Source organism: Roseibium album (assembly GCF_001404515.1).
GTDB lineage: Bacteria > Pseudomonadota > Alphaproteobacteria > Rhizobiales > Stappiaceae > Roseibium > Roseibium album.
This window is the reverse complement of record NZ_CXWE01000003.1, coordinates 354,991-376,790: the sequence shown is the minus strand read 5'-3', so window position 1 is coordinate 376,790 and position 21,800 is coordinate 354,991. Positions and strand designations below refer to the sequence as shown.

At 57.5% G+C, this 21,800-nt stretch carries 23 protein-coding genes; 12 read left to right on the top strand and 11 right to left on the bottom strand.

Annotation, left to right across the window (positions count from 1 at the left end):
• Nucleotides 1–2: 2 nt before the first annotated feature.
• Genes phnK through phnG form a run of 6 tightly spaced genes read right to left on the bottom strand, consistent with a single transcriptional unit; the run spans nucleotide 3 to nucleotide 4,378 of the window.
• Nucleotides 3–791 carry a phosphonate C-P lyase system protein PhnK gene (gene phnK, locus LA5095_RS11230; RefSeq protein ID WP_055114920.1) on the bottom strand — a complete coding sequence of 263 codons (789 nt, stop codon included), beginning with the start codon at nucleotides 789–791 and terminating at the stop codon, nucleotides 3–5.
• Nucleotides 791–1,717 carry an alpha-D-ribose 1-methylphosphonate 5-phosphate C-P-lyase PhnJ gene (locus LA5095_RS11225; protein ID WP_055114918.1) on the bottom strand — a complete coding sequence of 309 codons (927 nt, stop codon included), beginning with the start codon at nucleotides 1,715–1,717 and terminating at the stop codon, nucleotides 791–793. Before LA5095_RS11225 ends, phnK begins: the two co-directional genes overlap by 1 nt.
• Nucleotides 1,714–2,142 (bottom strand): FosX/FosE/FosI family fosfomycin resistance hydrolase, encoded by a 429-nt coding sequence (fosX, locus tag LA5095_RS11220; protein WP_055114916.1) that lies wholly within the window; start codon nucleotides 2,140–2,142, stop codon nucleotides 1,714–1,716. The genes LA5095_RS11225 and fosX overlap by 4 nt, the downstream gene beginning before the upstream one ends.
• A complete protein-coding gene (locus LA5095_RS11215) occupies nucleotides 2,139–3,260 on the bottom strand; it encodes a carbon-phosphorus lyase complex subunit (protein ID WP_055114914.1) in 1,122 nt (373 codons plus the stop codon). Before LA5095_RS11215 ends, fosX begins: the two co-directional genes overlap by 4 nt.
• A gap of 3 nt (nucleotides 3,261–3,263) precedes the next feature.
• Complete coding sequence (gene phnH / locus LA5095_RS11210; protein WP_055114912.1) at nucleotides 3,264–3,905, bottom strand: phosphonate C-P lyase system protein PhnH; 642 nt, start codon at nucleotides 3,903–3,905, stop codon at nucleotides 3,264–3,266.
• The gene (gene phnG / locus LA5095_RS11205; protein ID WP_055115615.1) at nucleotides 3,905–4,378 is read right to left on the bottom strand and encodes a phosphonate C-P lyase system protein PhnG; all 474 of its coding nucleotides are present in this window, start codon (nucleotides 4,376–4,378) and stop codon (nucleotides 3,905–3,907) included. The genes phnH and phnG overlap by 1 nt, the downstream gene beginning before the upstream one ends.
• A 130-nt stretch (nucleotides 4,379–4,508) precedes the next feature.
• Here phnG and phnF point away from each other — a divergent pair, with 130 nt between their 5' ends.
• A complete protein-coding gene (gene phnF / locus LA5095_RS11200; protein WP_055114910.1) occupies nucleotides 4,509–5,249 on the top strand; it encodes a phosphonate metabolism transcriptional regulator PhnF in 741 nt (246 codons plus the stop codon).
• Nucleotides 5,250–5,304: 55 nt separating this feature from the next.
• Here the strand turns inward: phnF and LA5095_RS11195 are convergent, their stop codons facing one another.
• Nucleotides 5,305–5,784 carry an Lrp/AsnC family transcriptional regulator gene (locus LA5095_RS11195; RefSeq protein WP_055114908.1) on the bottom strand — a complete coding sequence of 160 codons (480 nt, stop codon included), beginning with the start codon at nucleotides 5,782–5,784 and terminating at the stop codon, nucleotides 5,305–5,307.
• Nucleotides 5,785–5,926: 142 nt separating this feature from the next.
• Between LA5095_RS11195 and LA5095_RS11190 the strand changes: the two genes are divergently transcribed.
• Nucleotides 5,927–6,943, top strand: coding sequence for a 1-aminocyclopropane-1-carboxylate deaminase (locus tag LA5095_RS11190; RefSeq protein ID WP_055114906.1), 1,017 nt, complete (start codon nucleotides 5,927–5,929; stop codon nucleotides 6,941–6,943).
• A 104-nt stretch (nucleotides 6,944–7,047) separates the two neighbouring features.
• On the opposite strand, the gene LA5095_RS11185 is transcribed toward LA5095_RS11190, so the two are convergent.
• Nucleotides 7,048–8,658 (bottom strand): BCCT family transporter, encoded by a 1,611-nt coding sequence (locus LA5095_RS11185; RefSeq protein ID WP_055114904.1) that lies wholly within the window; start codon nucleotides 8,656–8,658, stop codon nucleotides 7,048–7,050.
• A gap of 222 nt (nucleotides 8,659–8,880) precedes the next feature.
• Here LA5095_RS11185 and LA5095_RS11180 point away from each other — a divergent pair, with 222 nt between their 5' ends.
• The 9 genes from LA5095_RS11180 (at nucleotide 8,881) to LA5095_RS11140 (ending at nucleotide 18,508) form a co-directional block, all read left to right on the top strand.
• Entirely contained in the window at nucleotides 8,881–9,648 is a 768-nt protein-coding gene (locus LA5095_RS11180) for an SDR family oxidoreductase (protein WP_055114903.1), read from the top strand.
• Between the two features lie 332 nt (nucleotides 9,649–9,980).
• The gene (locus LA5095_RS11175; protein ID WP_208992641.1) at nucleotides 9,981–11,006 is read left to right on the top strand and encodes a LacI family DNA-binding transcriptional regulator; all 1,026 of its coding nucleotides are present in this window, start codon (nucleotides 9,981–9,983) and stop codon (nucleotides 11,004–11,006) included.
• Between the two features lie 228 nt (nucleotides 11,007–11,234).
• On the top strand, nucleotides 11,235–12,554 hold the full coding sequence (locus tag LA5095_RS11170; RefSeq protein WP_055114898.1) for an ABC transporter substrate-binding protein: 1,320 nt from the start codon (nucleotides 11,235–11,237) through the stop codon (nucleotides 12,552–12,554).
• Nucleotides 12,555–12,689: 135 nt separating this feature from the next.
• The gene (locus LA5095_RS11165) at nucleotides 12,690–13,637 is read left to right on the top strand and encodes a carbohydrate ABC transporter permease (RefSeq protein WP_029062710.1); all 948 of its coding nucleotides are present in this window, start codon (nucleotides 12,690–12,692) and stop codon (nucleotides 13,635–13,637) included.
• A complete protein-coding gene (locus LA5095_RS11160) occupies nucleotides 13,634–14,575 on the top strand; it encodes a carbohydrate ABC transporter permease (RefSeq protein ID WP_055114896.1) in 942 nt (313 codons plus the stop codon). Before LA5095_RS11165 ends, LA5095_RS11160 begins: the two co-directional genes overlap by 4 nt.
• Nucleotides 14,572–14,760 (top strand): hypothetical protein, encoded by a 189-nt coding sequence (locus LA5095_RS11155; protein ID WP_029062708.1) that lies wholly within the window; start codon nucleotides 14,572–14,574, stop codon nucleotides 14,758–14,760. Before LA5095_RS11160 ends, LA5095_RS11155 begins: the two co-directional genes overlap by 4 nt.
• 13 nt (nucleotides 14,761–14,773) lie before the next feature.
• Nucleotides 14,774–15,871, top strand: coding sequence for an ABC transporter ATP-binding protein (locus LA5095_RS11150; RefSeq protein ID WP_055114895.1), 1,098 nt, complete (start codon nucleotides 14,774–14,776; stop codon nucleotides 15,869–15,871).
• Nucleotides 15,864–16,859, top strand: a complete 996-nt coding sequence (locus LA5095_RS11145; protein WP_055114893.1) for an ABC transporter ATP-binding protein — start codon at nucleotides 15,864–15,866, stop codon at nucleotides 16,857–16,859. The genes LA5095_RS11150 and LA5095_RS11145 overlap by 8 nt, the downstream gene beginning before the upstream one ends.
• A gap of 11 nt (nucleotides 16,860–16,870) precedes the next feature.
• A complete protein-coding gene (locus LA5095_RS11140; protein ID WP_055114892.1) occupies nucleotides 16,871–18,508 on the top strand; it encodes a dihydroxyacetone kinase subunit DhaK in 1,638 nt (545 codons plus the stop codon).
• A 126-nt stretch (nucleotides 18,509–18,634) separates the two neighbouring features.
• On the opposite strand, the gene LA5095_RS11135 is transcribed toward LA5095_RS11140, so the two are convergent.
• From LA5095_RS11135 to LA5095_RS11125, 3 genes are all read right to left on the bottom strand, one after another.
• The gene (locus LA5095_RS11135) at nucleotides 18,635–19,672 is read right to left on the bottom strand and encodes a zinc-binding dehydrogenase (RefSeq protein WP_055114890.1); all 1,038 of its coding nucleotides are present in this window, start codon (nucleotides 19,670–19,672) and stop codon (nucleotides 18,635–18,637) included.
• 4 nt (nucleotides 19,673–19,676) lie between these two features.
• Complete coding sequence (locus LA5095_RS11130; protein ID WP_055114888.1) at nucleotides 19,677–20,087, bottom strand: hypothetical protein; 411 nt, start codon at nucleotides 20,085–20,087, stop codon at nucleotides 19,677–19,679.
• Nucleotides 20,088–20,290: 203 nt separating this feature from the next.
• The gene (locus LA5095_RS11125) at nucleotides 20,291–20,830 is read right to left on the bottom strand and encodes a Crp/Fnr family transcriptional regulator (protein ID WP_055114886.1); all 540 of its coding nucleotides are present in this window, start codon (nucleotides 20,828–20,830) and stop codon (nucleotides 20,291–20,293) included.
• A gap of 233 nt (nucleotides 20,831–21,063) precedes the next feature.
• Between LA5095_RS11125 and LA5095_RS11120 the strand changes: the two genes are divergently transcribed.
• The gene (locus LA5095_RS11120; protein ID WP_055114884.1) at nucleotides 21,064–21,798 is read left to right on the top strand and encodes a LamG-like jellyroll fold domain-containing protein; all 735 of its coding nucleotides are present in this window, start codon (nucleotides 21,064–21,066) and stop codon (nucleotides 21,796–21,798) included.
• Nucleotides 21,799–21,800: the final 2 nt, after the last annotated feature.

Sequence of the window (21,800 nt, the reverse complement as noted above, 5' to 3'; positions counted from 1 at the left end):
CCTCACACCTGTAAAATCGAGGAAACGAGCAGTTGTGAATACGGCTCTCGCGGATCGTCCAGAACCTGGTCGGTCAGACCGGCCTCGATGACGTTGCCGTGTCGCATCACCATGATGCGGTGAGACAGCAGACGTGCAACTGCCAGATCGTGCGTGACGATCACGACCGACAGGCCCAGATCGGCGACGAGGCGGCGCAGCAGATCGAGAAGGCGCGCCTGAACGGAGACGTCGAGACCTCCCGTCGGCTCATCCATGAAGACGAGCCGGGGGCGTGTCACCAGATTTCGGGCAATCTGCAGACGCTGGCGCATGCCGCCGGAAAACGAGCGGGGATCATCGTCGATCCGGTCGCTGTCGATTTCAACCCGGCCCAGCCAGGCGTCGGCAGTGGAACGAATGTTGCCGTAGTGCCTGTCGCCTACGGCCATCAGCCGTTCACCCACATTGGCGCCGGCAGACACATTCATGCGAAGTCCGTCGGCTGCGTTCTGGTGGACAAAGCCCCAGTCGGTGCGCATCAGGAGCCGGCGTTCGGCCTCCGAGAGCTGATAGAGGTTGCGCATGGAACCGTCACGCATGCGGTATTCAATGGCGCCTGCCGTCGGTGCCAGCCGCGTTGAAAGGCAGTTGAGCAGGGTTGTCTTGCCCGAACCGCTTTCACCGACAATGGCAAGCACTTCGCCCGGCCACAAATCGAACGAAACGTCGGCGCAACCGACCCGGTCGCCATAATAGCGGGTGACGTTGTGAACCTGCAGCAGCGGTTCGTCGGCTTGAAACAGGCTCATCAGGCCGTCTCCCCTTGAGTATTTCCGCCGATCTGGAGCGCTGCCGGATCGGCCGCCATCGGCCCTGCATGGCCGGCAGCCCGGCGTTCCTCGCAAAAATCACTGTCAGAGCAAACGAACATGCGTCCACCCCTGTCATCCAGAATGACCTCGTCGAGGTAAACGTCTTCCGCTCCACAAAGGCCGCAGGGCTTGTCGAATTTCTGGACCTCAAATGGATAATCCTCAAAGTCGAGGCTCTTTACCCTGGTGTAGGGCGGAATGGCGTAGATGCGCTTTTCCCGCCCGGCCCCGTAAAGCTGAAGGGCCGCCATCTCGTCAATTTTCGGGTTGTCGAATTTGGGCGTCGGAGACGGGTCCATCACGTAACGGTCATTGACCTTTACGGGATAGGCATAGGTCGTGGCGATGTGACCGTTCTTGGCAATGTCCTCGTAGAGCTTCACATGCATGAGGCCGTAGTCTTCAAGGGCATGCATCTTGCGGGTTTCCGTCTCGCGCGGCTCCAGGAAGCGGAGCGGCTCGGGAATGGGAACCTGGAAAACAAGGATCTGGTCCTCTGTCAGGGTTTTTTCCGGGATGCGGTGACGGGTCTGGATGACAGTTGCCTCGGACGTTTCGTAGGTCGTCCTGATGCCTGCGGTCTTTTCGAAGAATCCCCGCAGTGAAACAGCATTGGTCGTGTCGTCGGAGCCCTGGTCGATCATTTTCAGACAATCGTCCCGGCCGAGGATAGACGCGGTGACCTGAACCCCACCCGTACCCCAGCCATAGGGCATCGGCATTTCGCGTGAAGCAAAGGGCACCTGATAACCTGGTATCGCGATGCCTTTCAGGATCGCCCTGCGGATCATGCGCTTGGTCTGCTCGTCGAGGTAAGCGAAGTTGTATTCGCCCTGATCATAGATCTCGGCTGTGTCGTTCATTGTGTAGCCCTCCGCTTCTGGAGAATCCTGGAATAATTCTCCAGCCGCATTTCCAGGGTTCCCGTGTGCAGCTCAAAGAGGTGATTGTCGTGGTCATAGAAGTAGATCGACCTGCCTTCACCATCGGTGCGATGGCGCGGCGGCTTGCATTCGAGGCCGAGCCTTCCGATAGCGTCCAGCCGGGTCTCGAATTCACTTTCCTGGATCTTGAAGGCGACATGATTGTAGCTGCGTTCGGGCAGGCTCGTTCCCTGCATGATCGCAATCCAGATATCGCCGACCAGAAAGAACTTTTCCGGTGACAGGGAGAAGGTATTCTCTCCGCTTGCATAAACTTCCCGGCCGTCCAGCACATCAGTCAGTATTTGCGACATCCTTTCGAGGTCGCTGACGATGAAGGTGATATGGCTGAGGCCGCTGCTCATTCCGCAGCCTCCCGGGAAGTTCCATCGCTTTCCGCGCTTGCGCGTTTCTCGAACCATTCGCCGCGCATGCGGCGGACGAGGTCGAGCTCGGCCTGGAAATCGACGTAATGCGGAAGTTTCAGGTGTTCGACAAAGCCTGTCGCCTGGATGTTGTCGGAGTGGGAGAGGACGAACTCGATGTCCTGTGCAGGCGCAGTCTGTTCTTCTCCCAGTTCCTGCCATCGCATCGAGCGGTCGACCATTGCCATGGACATGGCCTTCCGCTCAACCTGACCGAAAACAAGACCATAACCACGCGTGAAGGTGGGTGCCGCCTTTGCAGACCCCTGGAACTGGTTGACCATCTGGCACTCGGTGACCTTTATCGTGCCAAGCGTCACGGCGAAACCGAGTTCCTCCGCGTAAAATTCGACTTCAACCTCACCATAACGAATTTCACCTGCAAACGGGTGTGTTCGGCCATAGCCGCGCTGGGTCGAATAGGCGAGTGCGAGCAGAAAACCCTCGTCGCCCCGTGCAAGGTTCTGGAGGCGCAGGTCCCGATCAGCGGGGAAGGACAGCGGTTCGCGAGTCAGGTCGCCGACAGGTGCGTCCTCGTCGGTCAAGGGGTCCGGTTCCATCAGGCCCTCGTCGCCGAGAAGGTCGGTGACGCGCGGCACGGGTTCGTCGCGGGTTTCAGCTGTTTCAGCCTGAGGCGTACGTTCGTCGTCCTCTGCAGCGAGGGAGAAATCGAGCAGCCGGTGGCTGTAGTCGAATGTCGGACCAAGCACCTGTCCACCGGGCAGATCCTTGTATGTGGCAGATATTCGCCGCTCGACCAGCATTTTCGCAGTATCGACGGGTTGGCTGTAGCCGAAACGCGGCAACGTCGTCCGGTAAGCCCGCATCAGGAAGGCAGCTTCGATCAGGTCGCCTCGAGACTGCTTGATAGCGAGTGCGGCCAGCTTTTCGTCGTAAAGAGAGCCTTCGCCCATGACGCGGGCGACGGAATGGGAAAGCTGTTCGGCGATTTGTTCAAGGGTCAGCGCGGGGACTGACGTGTCACCCCGGCGACGCTTGGCCAGCAGCTTGTGAGCGTTGCGGATGGCTTTCTCGCCACCTTTGACGGCAACATACATAGATCAGGTCTCCGTGAGCGTGACGCGGGTGGAACGGGGAAGTGCAGCGATCTCCGTTTTTCCGGCGAAGATCAGGTCAATGCCACGGGGAAACTGGCGGTTGTTGGAGATAACCTGATCCCAGAAGACCGGTGGGGTCGGACCTGTGCTGAAAGATGTCTTCGTCTTTATGCCGGGACCTTCCAGGGTAACGGTCCGGGCCTTGTCGAAAACCTGGCCCGTCAGGACGACCGTGGTTGACTGGTCAGGATACTCGGCTGAACCCTGGTTGAAACTTGCCAGCGAAATCATCGATTGCGGCTCAATGACAAGCGCAAAAGCCGCGTTGACGGGTTCCGGCAGAATCGAGGCACCGGTGTGGAAACGGAGAAACGCCTTCACGGCTTCCGACTGCATTAAGGCCCGGTCGAGCCAGACCGGCGTGTCGTAGTCGAACAGGGTCAGGGCGATCGCCGCGGCTACCGGTGTCAACGGCTCCGGCGGAGTGAGGTCTCCAACCTGGAGGGTCTGACGAGTGCCGGGTCTTGCCATGACATGCATGATGGTACGGAAACAGGCCTGGGCGTCGTGGACCGGATCGGTGAAACCGGCTGCGAGCGGAGTGTCATGGCCGTTATTGCCGCGTGGTGCTGCGGAGCTTTCCATCAGTTGTCTCCCCGGACCATAGTGAAGAAATTGACCCTGGTGGCCTCGGTTTCCTCCCGGACGGTTTCGGTCGTGGTCTCCTGAGCGGCAGCAAGCGGAGCGATGATCATCTCCTCGATCTGTTCTCGCGCATCGGCGCGTTGCCATAGGGCGTCGATCACAGCTGATTGAAGCGCCTTTTCCTTGTTGCGACCAAGACTGTAGGCGCTGCCGGTTTCTCCGGATGCCAGACGAACGACGCAACGGGTGACAGTGACTTCACCAAGATTGAACGGACTTCCGGTGCCGCCCATGCGGCCACGTACCATGACGAGGCCGGTCTCGGGCTGGCGCACCAATTCATAGGCCGGAGCATCCAGCTTCCGAAAATTTTCGGCAATGTCCGCAGGCGTTGCGGCCGCAAGGGTTGCCATGTTTTTCTGACGGGCGGAGTGTCCGTCCTCAGGCAGGTTTGTCGGGGTGGTTTCGGTCATGAGTCGCGCCTTCGGGTTGGCGATCATTGGAGAGAAAATCGAAATCGGGATTTTTCTATCGAGAATTTGTCTATTTGTCTATACAAATATTAGAGTTGACTCTTTGGTATCGAAATTTGATGACGAGCGCATGACAAACCACACCATTCTTGATCGCAGTGCAGGCATTGCCGTCTGGCGGCAAATCATGGAAACCCTGAAGGCTGAAATAGTCAGTGGTGCCTTCGAAGAAGGCAGCCGTCTGCCGCCGGAATCGGATCTTGCAAAGCGTTTCGGTGTGAACCGTCACACCGTGCGACGCGCCATTGCGGCGCTGACGTCGGAGGGTATCCTGAGGGCAGATCAGGGCCGCGGCACATTTGTTGCCTCCGCACCTCTCAGCTATCCGATCGGCCCGCGAACGCGTTTTTCGGAAATTGTTTCCGAACAGGACCGCGCTCCCAGCGGCCGCCTGATCGGATCCGCGCTGGAAGAGGCAGATGCGCTTCTTGCCAACCAGCTCGGTATATCGCTCGGCACCATGCTGATCCGTCTGGAGACCCTTCGCGTGGCGGATGGCGTTCCGATAATCGTCGGTACAAACTGGTTCGAACGGTCACGTGTTCCCAATTTCGTCGCCGACTATGCCGAGACGGGATCGATTACAAAGGCACTCGAACTGGCAGGTATCGAGGATTATCGCCGCAAGGAGACCCGCATCACCTCGGAACTCGTGGAGGCAAAGGATGCGCAGCAACTCGGCATTCCGCTCGGACAGCCAGTTCTTGTGGTTGAAAGCGTCAATCTCGACATGACGGGCCGCCCGATCCAATACACGCGGGCGCGGGCCGCGGCGGACCGGATCCAGCTTGTCGTGAATGGGGACGTCTGAGAAATGGCCGCGGATATCTGAAAAGACCCGGTTCAATTGGCCAGGCTGGCGGATGTCAAAATGAAAGCGGGGCGTTGTCCGTAACTTCCTTCATGACGAAAAAGGTTCGCGTCTGGCGCACGCCGGGCAACGCGATCAGCTTTTCCCCGTGTAGCCTGTTGAAGTCTGCCATGTCCTTGACCCTGATCTTCAGGAAGTAGTCAAAGTCGCCGGCAACCAGGTGGCAGTCCAGTACAAAATTCAATCTTCTGACAGCGTCTTCAAATTCCGCAAAGCTCTGCGGTGTCGATCGATCCAGAACAACGCCGACAATGACCAGGGCAGCCCGGTCCACCTGCTCCGGATTGACAATGGCACGCACCGAGCCGATGACGCCCTCATCGAACAGGCGCTGCGTGCGCCTGTGACAGGTTGCCGGACTGACATTTACCCGTTCGGCAAGGTCGGCATTCGAGAGCCTGCCGTCTTCCTGGAGGAATTTGACGATTTTCCTGTCGGTTCTGTCGAGAGAATGCAATGTGGAAGATTCTTTCATCCAATATAGATTGATAGAAACCATTTAGACAATCAAGGAAGATTTTCCGAATTATATCCGATCATTTTGCGAAAGTTTGAAAGCACCTTCCGAGTAGTTTCTGTCAGCCTTGTTTCATCTCAATTCCACAAGGAAGATCCCGATGAAGCTTGAACAATTCGAAAGGTATCCATTGACTTTCGGACCTACGCCGATCGAGCATTTACCCCGTCTCACGGATGCACTTGGCGGCAAGGTCCAGATCTACGCAAAACGCGAGGATTGCAATTCCGGTCTCGCGTTTGGCGGCAACAAGCTCCGCAAACTTGAATACATCGTCCCGGATGCGATCGCCTCCGGTGCCGACACCCTGGTCTCGATCGGCGGCGTACAATCGAACCACACACGGATGGTTGCTGCCACTGCCGCGAAAATCGGCATGAAATGCGTCGTGGTTCAGGAAAAATGGGTGCCGCATTTCGATGCGGTCTACGACCGTGTCGGCAACATTCTCCTGACACGCCTGATGGGCGCGGATTCCAGGCTGGTTGAGGATGGGTTTGACATCGGGATCCGGAAAAGCTGGGAAGATGCCATGCAGTCAGTCCGCGATGCCGGAGGGACACCTTACGGCATTCCGGCCGGGGCATCCGTCCACAAGTATGGTGGCCTCGGTTATGTGCACTTTGCTGAAGAAGTCAGAGCTCAGGAAGCCGAGCTTGGTTTCAAGTTCGACTATGTCATCGTGTGTGTTGTCACGGGATCGACCCAGGCCGGCATGATTGTCGGCTTCGCGGCTCAGGACAGGGCTGACAGGGTGATCGGTATCGATGCATCGGGAACGCTCGAGCAGACACGCGATCAGGTTCGCCGGATTGTCGACAACACTTCAGAACTCGTTGAACTGGGCCGCCCGGTGTCTGAAGAGGAAATCGTCATCAATCCCGACTATGCCTATCCCGCCTACGGCGTTCCTTCGGAAGAAACCAACGATGCAATTCGTCTGGCGGCGAAGACGGAAGCCATGATCACGGATCCGGTCTATGAGGGCAAGTCGATGCAGGGAATGATCGATCTAGTCGGAAAAGGCAGGTTTCCAGAAGGATCGCGGATTCTCTACGCGCATCTGGGAGGTGCGCCGGCGCTCAACGGTTACAGCTACTATTACAAGGACGGTTGAACCCCTGACAGTGCGTCGCCGGAACCGGAGCCGGAAGACTGTTCCGCTTGACGGAAGATCAGAAGGCGGCGGACAGGCAAGTGCCCGCCGCCTTCGTCAGCATTCTACATTTTCGCCCGCTCGGCTCTCAGGGCCAGCCACAGGCAATAGCACATGATCAGAACAACGACCGTGAACGGAATGCCGGTCGAGACCGCTGCTCCCTGGAGTGCAGACAGCCCGCCACCGAGCAGCAGCGCGATGGCGACCAAACCTTCCAGCGTGCACCAGAAAATGCGCTGAATAACAGGCGCATCCATTTTTCCGCCAGCCGTGATGGTGTCGATCACGAGCGAACCGGAGTCCGACGATGTCACGAAGAAGATGATGATCAGCAGCAACGAGATCGGTGCAACGATCTGGTAGAATGGCAGTTCCTTCAGGAAGCCGAAGAGGGCCCCTTCCGGCTTGTACGCCTCGATCACCGTTGCGCGGACACCTTCTGCGCCGCCTGCGTTCAGCATATCGATAGCCGCGCCGCCGAAGGTTGACATCCAAAGAGCGCACACTGCCGTCGGCGCGATCAAAGCGCACAGCACAAATTCACGCACTGTCCGGCCCCTTGAAATCCGGGCGATGAACATGCCTACGAACGGTGACCATGCAATCCACCACGCCCAGTAGAACGTGGTCCATCCGTGGAAGAAGCTCGTATCCTCTCGCCCGAACGGGTTCGATAGCGCCGGTAGCATCAAAATGTAGTCGGTCATGACAGAGAAGTAGCGCGAGATTGCGACACCTACTCCGGTCACGAGAATTACAAAGATGAACAGACCGACGGCCATGATCATGTTGATTTCAGACAGTCTCTTCACGCCGGCGTCCATGCCGAGCAAAACCGAACCCAAAGCGATCGCAGTAATGAAGATGATAAGCAGCACTGTCACCGTCGGGGTCGGTTCGATACCGAAAACTTCGTAAAGACCCGCGGCGACCTGTTGCGCGCCAAGACCCAGCGATGTGGTCAGGCCGAACAGTGTTGCGAAGACCGCAAGCGTATCGATCATATGGCCCCACCAGCCCCAGACACGTTCGCCCAGCAAGGGATAGAACGCCGAACGCAGGGTCAGCGGCAGCCCGAGATTGTAGCAGAAGATCGCCAGCGACAACCCGACAGCAGCATAAATCGCCCAGCCTTCCAGGCCCCAGTGGTGGATCGTGCCGACGACGCCGGCATACTCGTTCCCCGGTTCGCTGATATCTATCCCGAGCGGACTTGCACCGCCACTTTCGGCGAAGTTGTAGTAGACCGGTTCAAGAACGCCAAAGAACAGCAGTCCGATGCCGATGCCAGCCGCAAACATCATCGCGATCCAGCCGGCGTAGGAATAATCGGGTTTTGCGTCCTTGCCACCAATACGGACCGAGCCGACAGGCAGAACGATCAATGCGAGGCAAAAGAGAGTAATTGCGTTTACCGACAGCACAAGGAACCAGTCGAATGTGCTGGTCAGCCACGGTCGCAACCATCCGAAGAAAGATGCGGTGGCTTCCTGGTTCGCAAGCGCGATCAAAACGAATGCGGCAATCAGGATACTGGAGATCAGGAAGACAGGATTGTGCAGATCCAGACCGAAAGGCCGGATATTGTCCTGTCCAAGTTCGTATTCCGTCTCGAAGTCCCAGACCCGGGGATCCGGGTCCAGCATCTTCTTTGATTCAGACGAGTCTGACATATCCCCTCCATCATTTACGTCCGCCCATCCTGCAGCGTTGCACAGAAACCGGGTCAGCGTCCATTGATTGTGCGAACTAATGTCGCATTGAATCTGTCGAATGCGTCACAGGGTATCGCAAGGGCGACGCGGCCGTGTATCCGCGTGACTTCCGGGCGTCGATTGACGCTTACTCCAGCCGACTTGATTTGGTCGGCAATCTTTTTGGAAAGGTGCAATCGCATGAGCAGGCGCGTTTTTGTATCGGCAGGTGCTGCGGGGATTGGCCGCGTTATTGCCGAGCGATTCCTGAGTGAAGGGGCGCAGGTCGCCATTTGCGACGCAGACCCGGCGGCGGTCGCAAATTTCCAGGCGGACTACCCGCAAGCGGTTTCCGCGGTCGCCGATGTCACCGCGGAAAACGAAATGGCCGGCTTCCTGGATGCTCTGGAAACCCAATGGGGTGGTGTCGATGTCGTGTGCGCGAATGCCGGAACGGGCGGCCCTGCCGGTGCGATCGAAACTCTTGACTACGAAGACTGGCAGAACTGCATCGCGGCTAACGTGCACGGTGCATTTCTCACCTGCCGCTGGGCTGCGCGCGTCATGAAGGCACAACGTTCCGGCCTGATAACGCTGACGTCATCCACGGCAGGTCTCATGGGGTATCCGATGCGGTCGCCCTATGCCGCGGCCAAGTGGGCAATCGTCGGATTGACGAAAACCCTTGCTATGGAGCTTGGGCCCTTCGGTATTCGCGTGAACGCAATTTGTCCGGGCGCCGTCGAGGGACCTCGCATGGACAGGGTTGTTGCCAAGGAAGCGGTGGCGCGTGACATGAGTGAGGACGAAGTGCGGGCACTTTATGTCACCGGTGTCTCAATGAAGACATGGGTCAATGCCGACGATGTCGCCAACTCGATATTGTTTCTTGCGTCAGATGCCGGAAGAAAGATCTCCGGCCAGATACTGGCCATAGACGGCCACACCGAGACGCTGGCTCCATCGTGAGTAACGCCTGCGAGCGGCGCACGCCCACCATGAGCGATAGGGGCCGAAGCGAAATTCCCAACCTGTTGCTCTCGATGTTCATCCCAAATCCGAAGGACAATCAAAACACCCGACGAGCCGGAATTCAGTTCAAAATCCGGTAATACGTCCGTATCCGTCAACGGCGACAAGATCCGTACTCTGCTGGCATAAAATTTACTCAAGCTTTGCAAGACACTACCGTAACCGGCTGAACTAGAACGGAAATCATGGACAACATTCCAAACGAACAACATTTTGATTGACGTATGTCAGTTTGGCACGACAGATTGGGTGTCACTGGGAGAAGAAATGTGAAGCCGACGGTTCATGATATTGCGCGCGAGGCGGGCGTCAGTCTCTCGACCGTTGACCGGGTACTGAACGGCCGGGCAGACGTGAGGCCCAAGAATGCGGAGCGCGTCAAGGCGGCGGTGAGGAAGCTCGGCTATGTCCGGGATACGAATGCCGCCAATCTTGCAAAGAAGCGGCGCTACAATTTCGTATTTGTGCTGCCGGAGGGGCCCAGCAGTTTTGTCGATACGGTCGCGGCGGCGGTTCGCGAGGCGGCGGATGCGCAAGTAACGGACCGGGCTGATGTCGAAGTTCGCTATGTCAATGCGGCCGACCCGCACGCAATCGTCAAATGTCTGAAATCACTTGATCTGGGTCAGCTCGACGGTGTTGCCATCATGGTGCCCGAAACGCCTCAGGTCAGGGACGCTGTCGCGCATATAAAAAGCGCGGGTGCCTATGTCGTCTCGTTGGTCTCCGATCTGCCGAATTCCAGGTGTGATCATTTCATCGGCATAGACAATTTTTCGGCAGGCCAAACAGCGGGCGCGTTGCTCGGCAAGTTTCTGAGGAATGAAACCGGCAGCATTCTGGTGACAACCAATTCGATGGTGGCGCGCGACAGCATCGAGCGCCGTTATGGTCTCGACGAGATTCTCTCGCGCGATTATCCCGGTCTTACGGCGCTGCCCACCATCGAGTTTCACGATGACGCCAAGAGAATTCACGAAACTCTAGAGCGAGCCATTTCAGAGCATCCCGAACTCAGGGCCATCTATTCCATGGGATCGGGAAACACAGCGATGCTGGACGCTTTGCGTGATCACGCGGGCGACAAGAACCTGGTTGTGGTTGCGCACGACCTGACCTCCGTAACCCGTCAGGCATTGGTCGACGGGGGCGTGGATGCGATCATCGTGCAGAATGTCGGACATCTCGCCAGGAGTGCCCTGCGCGTGCTTCGGGCGAAATGCGATGACATCGAAATCTACGAAGCGCAGGAGCAAATTCGCATCGAAATCGTCATGCGGGAAAATCTCTACTAACCTGCATCGCGACGATATCCGACGCATTTTCACTTATTAATCGAATAAAATGAACCACTTGACCGAAGAGCTCGATGGATTCATCTGTCGGTTTCGTTCAAAAAGAAAGACGTATGTCAGTTTATTTGTTGACTTGACATACGTATGTCAAATAGGGTTGGCGCGCACTTGGAGGAGTGCTGCCGCCCGGCCTGCGCCGGAGCGCGACCAAACGGGAGGAAATCAGCAATGAAATCTGCGAAACTTCTCGCGGCGACCGCATTTGTGGCGGCGAGCGGGCTTAACGTCTCTCTCGCGTCCGCCGACGAACTGACGTTGTGCTGGGCTGCATGGGATCCGGCCAATGCCCTTGTGGAATTGTCCAAGGAATTCGAGACCCAGTCCGGTCACACCATGAAATTCGAATTCGTGCCCTGGCCGAATTTTGCCGACCGCATGCTCAACGAGCTGAATTCGGGCGGCAAGCTCTGCGATCTCCTGATCGGCGACAGCCAGTGGATCGGCGGTGGTGCGGAAAACGGCCACTACGTCAAGCTGAACGAGTTCTTCGACAAGGAAGGCATCAGCATGGACGACTTCGCTCCGGCGACCGTCTATGCCTACTCGACCTGGCCGAAGGGAACGCCGAATTACTATGCGCTGCCGGCGATGGGGGACGCAAACGGCTGGTTCTATCGCAAGGACTGGTTCGCCAAGCCCGAAATTCAGGAAGCATTCAAGGCAGAGCACGGGCGTGACCTGGCGCCGCCAAAGACCCAGATGGAACTCCTGCAGGTTGCCAAGTTCTTCCAGGGTCGTGAAATTGACGGCCAGAAGCGCTATGGGGCTGCAATCTTCACCGAACGCGGTTCGGAAGGCATCACCATGGGTGCCACCAGCGCGATGTATCCGTTCGGCTTCAAATACGAAAACACGCCGGGCAAATATGACATGGAAGGTGCCGTGAATTCGGCGGATGCCGTCGCCGGTCTGGAGTTCTACAAGGAACTCTACAAGACCTCGACACCGCCGGGCTACACCGACAGCTACATGGAACAGTCACTTGATGCGTTCAAGTCGGGCCAGGTGGCCATGGCCATGAACTGGTTTGCCTTCTTCCCGGGCCTCTACGCGGATCCGGACACGGGAGGCGACAAGATCGGCTTCTTCGTCAATCCGGGTCAGCTCAAGGAAGCATCGACACTCGGCGGGCAAGGCATTTCGGTTGTTGCCTATTCCGACAAGCAGGACGCTGCGCTTGAATACATCAAGTGGTTCGCGCAACCCTCCGTTCAGAAAAAATGGTGGAGCCTCGGTGGGTATTCCTGTCATGTCAGCGTTTTGAACGATCCAAACTTTGCCGACAGCGCACCGTTTGCAGCCGACTTCCTGCTCGCCATGGACGGCGTCATGGATTTCTGGCAGGAGCCGGCCTATGCGGAACTTCTGCTGGCGATGCAAAAGCGCCTGCATGACTATGTCGTGGCCGACAAGGGAACGGCGCAGGAAGCCCTGGACAAGCTCATCGAAGACTGGACCGAGGTCTTCGAAGACGAAGGCAAGCTCTAGGACTGGGGCGCGCAGACGACCGGCCGGCAGCCGGTCGGTCGCCTGCAGCCGAAACTCCGGCGGGCAATGCGTGGCGCACGTCGCCATATGAGAGCCGGCCGGGCTTTCCGGAAATTTTCTTCGAACGGGCAAAAGATGTCAGACACCCCTATCGACCGCGTGGCGAAAGCGACGCCGCCCTCTGTCGCGTCCAAAATTCGCGGCCTAAGCGATCGGGCCATCGCCTGGCTGTTCGTGTTGCCGACGATCTTTCTGCTGCTGGCGGTGAACATCTTCCCGCTCATCTGGACCATCAACCTTAGTTTCACGAATTTCCGCGCCAACCGGCCGAACCGGGAGGTCGATTACATCGGCCTGCGCAACTATGAGCGCATCCTGACCGACGAGGATATCTGGCTGACAATGCAGGCAACGGCGCATTTCCTGTTCTGGACCATATTCTTTCAGGTCCTGATCGGGTTCACGCTCGCATGGCTGATCAACCGCAAATTCAAGGGCAACGACCTTTGGACAACCCTCATCGTTCTGCCGATGATGCTGTCTCCGGCGGTCGTCGGAAACTTCTGGACGTTCCTCTATCAGCCGCAGATCGGCTTGTTCAACTATGGCATTTCCTTCCTGACCGGTATCGATCCGTCGTCGTTCCAGATGATCGGCGATGTCACGCTCGCGCCCTGGTCCATCGTGATCGTCGATACCTGGATGTGGACACCCTTCGTCATGCTGATATGCCTTGCCGGTCTCCGATCCATTCCCGACTACATCTATGAGGCCGCCGAGATAGACCGGGCCAGCCAGTGGCGGCAGTTCTGGACGATCACCATACCGATGGTGCTGCCCTTCCTGATGCTGGCCGTCCTGTTCCGGGGGATTGAAAACTTCAAGATGTTCGATCTGGTTGTTCAATTGACAGGCGGTGGTCCGGGATCGATCACCGAGCTGACATCCATCAATCTGAAACGCGAAGCCTTCGAAAAGTGGCGCACGGGCTATGCATCCGCTTACGCGATCATATTGTTCGTGACGGTGTTCGGATTGGCGTCCATCTATGTCAAGGCGCTGAACAAGGTGAAGGAAAGATGAGCAGCTATTCCATTACCGAACCCTCGTCGCTACAAAAATGGCTGGCAGGCACCCTGGTCGTGGCCTACGCCGTCATTACCCTGCTCCCGCTCGTGTGGATCCTGACAACGGGGTTCAAGTCGCCGGTCGATGCCATTGCGTATCCGCCAAAGATCCTGTTCGAACCGTCGCTTGAGGGTTACGTCAATCTCTTCACCACGCGCACGCGTGTCTCCCCAGAAACACTCGAGGCGCTGCCTCCGCCGGTGACATGGTATGAGGAAGTCGTGCGCAATCGCGACATGGTGATTGCGGGGCCCTCGCGTTACGGCGAGCGCTTTCTTAACTCGGTCATAATCGGTTTCGGATCGACCTTCCTGTCCGTTTTCCTCGGAACCCTGGCCGCTTATGCCTTTTCAAGGTTCAAGGTGCCGCTCAAGGACGATCTCCTGTTCTTTATCCTTTCCACCAGGATGATGCCGCCCATTGCCGTGGCAATCCCGATCTTCCTGATGTTCCGGACACTTGGGTTATCCGACACGCATCTGGGCATGATCCTGCTCTACACCGCGGTGAACATTTCGCTCGCGGTCTGGCTACTCAAGGGATTCATGGACGAAATACCGCGCGAGTACGAGGAAGCGGCCCTGATCGATGGCTATACGCGGTTCCAGGCCTTCTACAAGGTGGTGCTGCCACAGGCAGCAACCGGGATCGCGTCGACCGCGATCTTCTGCCTGATCTTCTCCTGGAACGAATATGCCTTTGCTGTGCTCCTGACCTCGGGAACGGCACAAACGGCACCGCCATTCATTCCGACGATCATCGGTGTCGGCGGGCAGGACTGGCCTGCCGTTGCGGCTGGAGCAACGCTGTTCCTGGTGCCGGTCATGGTGTTCACAATCCTGCTTCGCAAGCATCTCCTGCGCGGCATTACCTTCGGAGCGGTGCGCAAATGAGCCAGTTCGTTCATGGATTGATGCGGTTCCGGCGCGGCCCCTGGGAAATGCTCGCCTCGGTTCTCATTGCAATCGGTGTCGTCATGCTGATGCAGCCGGTCGTGCTGTGGGCCTACACCTATTCCTTTATCGTCACGCTGACTGGCACGGTGATGTTCATCGTCGTCAGCCACTTTCCAGATTAGAGCACAACGCGTCATGGCCGAGATCGTAATCAAAAATCTCAGGAAGGAATTCGGTGATTTCACCGCCGTGCAGTCCTCCTCTTTCAAAATCGAGGACGGCGAATTCTTCATGCTGCTTGGACCGTCGGGATGCGGCAAGACAACCACGTTGCGCATGATCGCGGGCCTGGAACTTCCAACATCAGGCGAAATCTATATCGACAAGGAAGAAGTTGGACAGAAACCGGCAAGACAGCGGGATATCGCCTTCGTGTTCCAGATGTTTGCGCTTTATCCGCACATGAATGTAAGGCGCAACATCTCTTATCCGCTGATCAGTCAGGGTATGTCGACACGTCAGGTCAAGGACAAGGTCGCCGAAGTCTCACGGATTCTTGGAATCGAGGACATCCTCGACCGGCCTGTAAGCGGTCTTTCCGGCGGTGACAGGCAACGGGTCGCTCTTGGACGGGCAATTGTCCGCGAGCCGAAGGCCTTCATGATGGATGAACCGCTGGGGGCCCTGGATGCGGAGTTCCGCGAGCATATGGCCGAAGAGTTGCGGGCGCTGCACGACCGCATGGGGGCAACGACGGTTTATGTCACACACGACCAGCTCGAGGCGATGCAGATGGGAGACAAGATCGTCGTCATGAACCATGGCGTGATCGAACAATTCGGCACGCCGCAGGACATCTACGACAAGCCGGCAACAATGTTTGTCGCCGATTTCATCGGCTCACCATCCATGAATTTCCTCAGGTTCCATGGCGAAGTGCACGCAGGATCGTCGAATGTCCGGCTTCATCATGTTGACCTCGCCGTGCCTACCGTTCGTGAACCCTTCCAGGGGGATCTGGTCTACGGCATCAGGCCGGAGCACATCTCGCTTCGCGACGAGGGCGACAATCGCGGCGAAATCGTTGCCGCCGAATATCTCGGAACCACCCAGATAGTCACCGTGAAGACATCCGGAGGAAACCTCAAGGCCAGGATTGCGTCGGATCAACCGGCAAAGCCAGGCGAGACCGTCGCGCTCGAATTCAACGGAACCACTGCGACGCTGTTCGACAATCAATCGGGACGCGCCTTGCGGTCGGATCTCAACGAGGGGATCCTCTCCCATGTCTGAAGTGCGTTTGTCCAATCTTTCCAAGGCCTTTGGCGAAACGATCGCGGTCGACGACGTGACCATGACCATTCCCAACGGGGCTCTTGTTACACTGCTCGGGCCGACCGGTGCCGGAAAGACCACGATCCTGCGGCTGATTTCCGGATTGGAGCAGCCTGATAGTGGTGATGTTTCCATCGGTGGCCGCTCTGTTGTCGATGACACACCGGCTCAGCGCAATGTGGCGATGGTGTTCCAGCAATATTCGCTTTATCCGCATATGAGCGTGCAGGACAACCTTGCCTTTCCCTTGCGCTCACCGCTCCTGAAAACACCTGCTGAAGAGATCGAACGCAAGGTTTCAGAGATCGCCGAAGTTCTTCGCATTTCACACAAGATGAACAACAAGGCAACCGAGCTGTCCGGCGGGGAAATGCAGCGGGTTTCGATCGGCCGGGCCCTCGTACGGGAACCGACAATTTTCCTGATGGATGAACCGCTCAGCTCACTCGACGCCAAGCTGCGCTCGGATCTTCGCATCGAATTGAAGCGGATTCAGGAAAGCCTCGGAGCCACACTTCTCTACGTGACACATGACCAGATCGAGGCCATGACCATGTCGACCCATGTCGGAGTGCTTGACCATGGTCGGCTGGTGCAATTCGGGACGCCCCGGGAAATCTACGAGAATCCGGTCAATCTCTATGTCGCCGGGCGGCTCGGACAACCGCGTATCAACGTGCTTCCGGCCGACATGTTCGCCGGGGCTCCGGCGGGCGCGGACAAGATGGGCTTGCGGCCCGAACACATCCAGCAGGGTGAGGGCAAGGGTTCGATGGTCAAGCGTATCGAACATCTGGGCGACCAGATACGCCTTCACCTGACGCTGGATGGCCATGACGTTGTCACGCTTTCCGAACCGCATTCGGATCTGGAACCCGGAGACACTGTCGCCATTCAACCTCGTAATCCGCTTTTCTTTGATGCAAGCGGCGTCCGTATCACCTGAGGAGAGGGAACATGAAGCAGTTCATCAACTCAAAGGAAACACTCGTCACGGAAGCCATTGACGGTGCTTTGCGAACAGCGGGCGGCCGGCTGGCCCGGCTTGACGGATACCCGCACATCAAGGTGGTCGTGCGGACCGACTGGGACAAGTCGAAAGTGGCCCTGGTGTCCGGTGGCGGTTCCGGTCACGAGCCCAGTCACGCGGGGTTTGTCGGCCAGGGAATGCTGACGGCCGCGGTGTGCGGGGAAGTCTTCGCCTCACCCTCGGTCGATGCGGTTCTTGCTGGCATTCTTGCCGTGACAGGAAAGGCCGGGTGCCTGGTCATCGTCAAGAACTACACCGGGGACCGGCTGAATTTCGGCCTTGCGGTCGAGAGGGCCCGGGCCTTCGGCCTCAAGGTCAACATGGTGATCGTTGACGACGATGTCGCACTGCCGGACCTTCCTCAGGCCAGGGGCGTGGCGGGCACACTGTTCGTCCACAAGATTGCCGGTGCGCTTGCAGATCAGGGTGCCGACCTTGAGACCGTTACCGAGGCCGCGGGGCGGGTGATCTCGGGCGCTGTCTCGATCGGCATGTCTCTTGATACGTGCACGATCCCCGGATCGCCGAAGGAAGACAGGATCAAGGCCGGCATGGCTGAACTCGGTCTTGGCATTCATGGCGAGGCCGGTGTCGAACAGGTCGCTTTTTCCAATGCAAAAACGGCGATGGCCATGGTTGTCGACCGGCTTGAGCCGACGCTTACACCAGGACCGCATGTGGCACTGCTGAACAATCTCGGTGGCACGACGCCGCTGGAAATGTCGGTACTCGCCGAGGAACTCACGCACTCGCGCATCGGCGGGCAGATCCGCTGGCTGGTCGGCCCGGCATCCATGATGACTTCGCTCGACATGCATGGATTTTCAGTGTCCCTTCTTGCTGTCAGCAAGACCGAGGAGGCCTTGTTGCAGGCACCGGTCGCGCCCTGGGTCTGGCCGGGGTGTCTTGCGCTCGGACCGGTGTCCATCCTGCCGCTGCCGGACGGGTTGTCACCGATCCAGCCGCTGCCGTCCAACAACGACGCGACACGGAAATTCATCGAAAAGTGCTGCAATATCCTGATTGCGGCTGAAGCCGATCTCAACGCGCTTGATGCAAAGTCAGGTGACGGTGACACGGGCAGCACATTGGCGACGGCATCGCGCGCACTGATCACCGCGCTCGACCGTATGCCGCTCGCCGACCTGACGCAGCTTTACCGGGCGATCGGCCTGGAACTGAGCCAGACCATGGGCGGGTCTTCCGGCGTTCTTCTGGCGATTTTCTTCGCGGCAGCGGGTGATGCCTCTTCAAGCGGGCGGAACTCCATCGGTGCCTTGAAAGCGGGCCTTGACCGCATCATGCAGGTCGGTGGTGCCAAGCCGGGTGACCGGACCATGATCGATGCCCTGATGCCGGCGCTGAATGCACTGGAAAACGGTATCGAGGCAGCAGCCAGGGAAGCTCGACAAGGCGCGGATGCAACGTCTCGGATCACCAGGGCGCGTGCCGGCAGGGCGAGCTATGTTTCTGAAGCCAATCTGTCGGGTCACAATGATCCGGGCGCCGAGGCCGTTGCCCGTCTTCTGGAACAGCTTGCACAGGAACCTGCACTGATGCCCTGAACAGATTTGACCTCTGAAGACTGGAAAGGGCAGTGGACGCTCGCCGCAGTGTGGCGTGCCTTTCTGCCGAGGTTCGTCGCGGGTTTCAGGGCCGACTCCAGTGTCCGGCCAGGAGACCTGTCCTGGTTAGACATCTTCCCGGAGAAGTACGACTTTCCCCTTTGCGCGGCCCGATGCAAGGTGTTCGAACCCGGATATGATGTCTTTCATCGGCAATTCGCGGTCGATCACCGCGCGGATCTTCCCGCTGCCCACCTTTCCCATGACATGTGTAATGCCTGCCTCGCTGGGCTGCGCGATCGCCCAGGCATATTTTCTCCCCTTCATGCCGTGCAATATCTTTCGACCCACAAGGGTACCGATTGCAGCCAGCCCACCGCCAAATAGCCCAAACCTGTCCGTGTAGCGCATGGTCGGATGAATGAGTGAAACGTAACCACCACCGCTTTTCACAAGCGCCACCGTTCCTTTCTCGTATTTTCCACCCAGAGTGTCGTAGGCAAAATCGACATCTTGAACGATCTCTCGATAGTCTTGATCCCTGTAGTTCATCACGACATCTGCGCCAAGCTCCTTGACCCACTCGACGTTTGACGGACCGCATGTGGTTGAAACCTTCATGTCCAGAGATTTGGCCCACTGGATGGTGAAACTGCCAATGCCGCCTGATCCGGCGTGCACGAACAGCGACTTCCCGGCAGCCGAACTCGGATCGAGATCCAGACGGCCGACAAGTGCGCTCCAGGTGGTCATGGCGACATAGGGAATGGCAGCCAGTTTTCCTGGCGGGATACCGGGCGGTGCATGCGTCAAGTTGGTTTCGCTTATGGCCGAGAACTGTGCGTGCGCGCCAATTTCCCTGAGGTCGGTAATTCCAACGACGAGGTCGCCGGTTTCGAATTTCGTGACTTCAGAACCGGATTCAACCACCTCTCCAACGACATCTCGTCCCGGGATGAACGGAAACTCCTCTCGTGCGACCAGGCGTCGAAGCCGAGCGCCGTATCCCTGAACCATTCGAAGATCAATCGGGTTCAGCGATGACGCAAGAATGCGTACAAGAACCTGCCGACCCTGCGGCTCGGGTATCGGCAGTTTATCAAGCCGAAGAACCTTTTCGGGCGGCCCATAGTCGCGTGCGACCCATGCCTGCATCGTTGCCATGGATTTACAGCGCCTTCAGATCAGGTTTGAGAGTTGCCAGACCTGCAAGGCTGCAAACGGTACCAACAGCGTGGACTACCTCTGCCGAGAAATATGGCGCATGCAGTCCCCAGATTGGCCAGGCAAGCCACCAGCCTGCGTAGTAAAAGACCGCCATGAAGACAACAATCGCCCAACTTTCAAGCCTGATGGCGTTGGCCCTTATGCCAACCCATGCCAAGAGCAGGTTGACCCCCAACGCCAGCATTGCGCCCCGGAACGCATGGTAGTTGGAGTGGGTGGGGCCGTCAGGCAGGGCAGTCGCCTGAAATTCAGGTGTCCAGGTGAATTGCAATGTGAACCAGAAGCTTGTGAAGCCAGCCAGAACGGCAAAGAGCAACAGGGCCCGGCCTGTCGGAATTCTGGAACGCGTCATCTCGTTTCACTCGTCTCTTCACAATTCTTCTGTGTCGAAAGATCGCAAATGACTGAACTTCCGTTACTTGCCGTTTGGTGTTGATGGAATGCGGTTTTCATCAAATTCCGGAGGTGACCAAACGCTCGGCCGTCGTCATCAAACGAACGTCCGCTCCTGAGAACAGGACTAGGAAATAACGTGTTTTTTTGCCTTAACGATTGTTAAGACTTTTCCATTTTCCGGCGAATTCTGCTCAGCGAGACTGGTGTAATTCCGAGATACGATGCGATGTAGTGGAGCGGAACCGTGTTCAGGACTTCCGGTTCCCGTTCGATCAGGACCTGATACCGATCTTCGGGAGAATTGGAAATTCGGTCCGCAAAGAGGTCCTGATAATTCGCCATGCAGTGAACCATGACAGAATCGACGTACTCTCTGAAAGCCGGTGACTGCTCCATGAAATTCCGGAGATCCTGCTTTGTGCACACCCGCACGACAGATGGGGCAATCGTTTCAAGGCCGTATTTGCTCGGCAGTTCCTGATGAAAACTCTGCAGGGATGCGCAGAGTTCCTCCTGCAGGAAGAACTTCAGCGACACATCCTTGCCTTCGTCATTGTGCCAAAGACGCAGACATCCCGACTCGACGAAGTATGCGTGGCGGCTGACGTCCCCCTGTTCCAATACGCACTCTTTCTTCGCGAGGTTCCGGACCTTGCCGATGCATCGGAATGTGTCGCGAAGTTCAGGTGATATCTTCATTGCTTTGGACCGGACCCTGACGCTGGCAGATACATACGCTGTTTCGTTGAAAACGGTATCTTCATGTGCAGATGCATTTCAAGCGGTGTCCCGGTCTGGCAGACACCATGCGGCAAGACGTGTTTTGAATGGTGTTCCGGCCGGGATCACGGGCGCTTAAGAATTTCATACTAGGCTTACCCTTAGTTCAAAGACCGATTGCCGATGCAGACCTGACCACCCGGGAGCAGAAAATGAGTAGAACAGCACTTGTAGCGGTCGTCGCCACAGCCTGTTGTGCTGTTCTGATTGCCGTGTGGCTGATCCCCGGGCAGAAAAGTGCTCACGTAACGGCACCGATCGAAGGCGCCTATGTACAACTGGGATTTGAAGGCACTGTCGACACGATCGGCGAAATCGATCTTCACCCTCAGTCGGTTGACGGCAAAGCCGTCTTTTCTGCCGGGAAGACGGGTCAGGCTTATTTTGCCCAGGGCGATGGCCGATACGTGGAAATCAAGACGCCGGACATGATCAGTCTTTCCGAGCGTGTCGACATATCATTCGACATCAAGGCGGAGGACTGGACCAATCCCTATGAAAAAAGCGCCCCGGTCAAAACCGTCGCTGTGGTCAGTGGCAAAAGCGGAGATCGCATCCGCCATGTCATCTTCAATCTTTCCAACGGCGAGGAACCTGTCCTGAGTGTCGCGATGGAGGACGTGACCGGTTCAAAGGCGCGGCTGGCGTCCGGTCCCGGCGCAATGACCTTGAACTGGCATCAGGTCAGGCTTGTTATCGACCGGACCAGCGAAAAAACACAGCTCTATCTGGACGGCGCCCTTGTCACGGAAACCGGCATTGTTCCGGCGGTCGTCAGCCATGGCATGGACCGGGTCAAGATCGGCACCTGGTACCGCCGGAACCAGGCCTTTCGAGGTTTGCTGGACAATTTCGTCATCCGGGATGCAATGCGTGACGGCGCCTGACG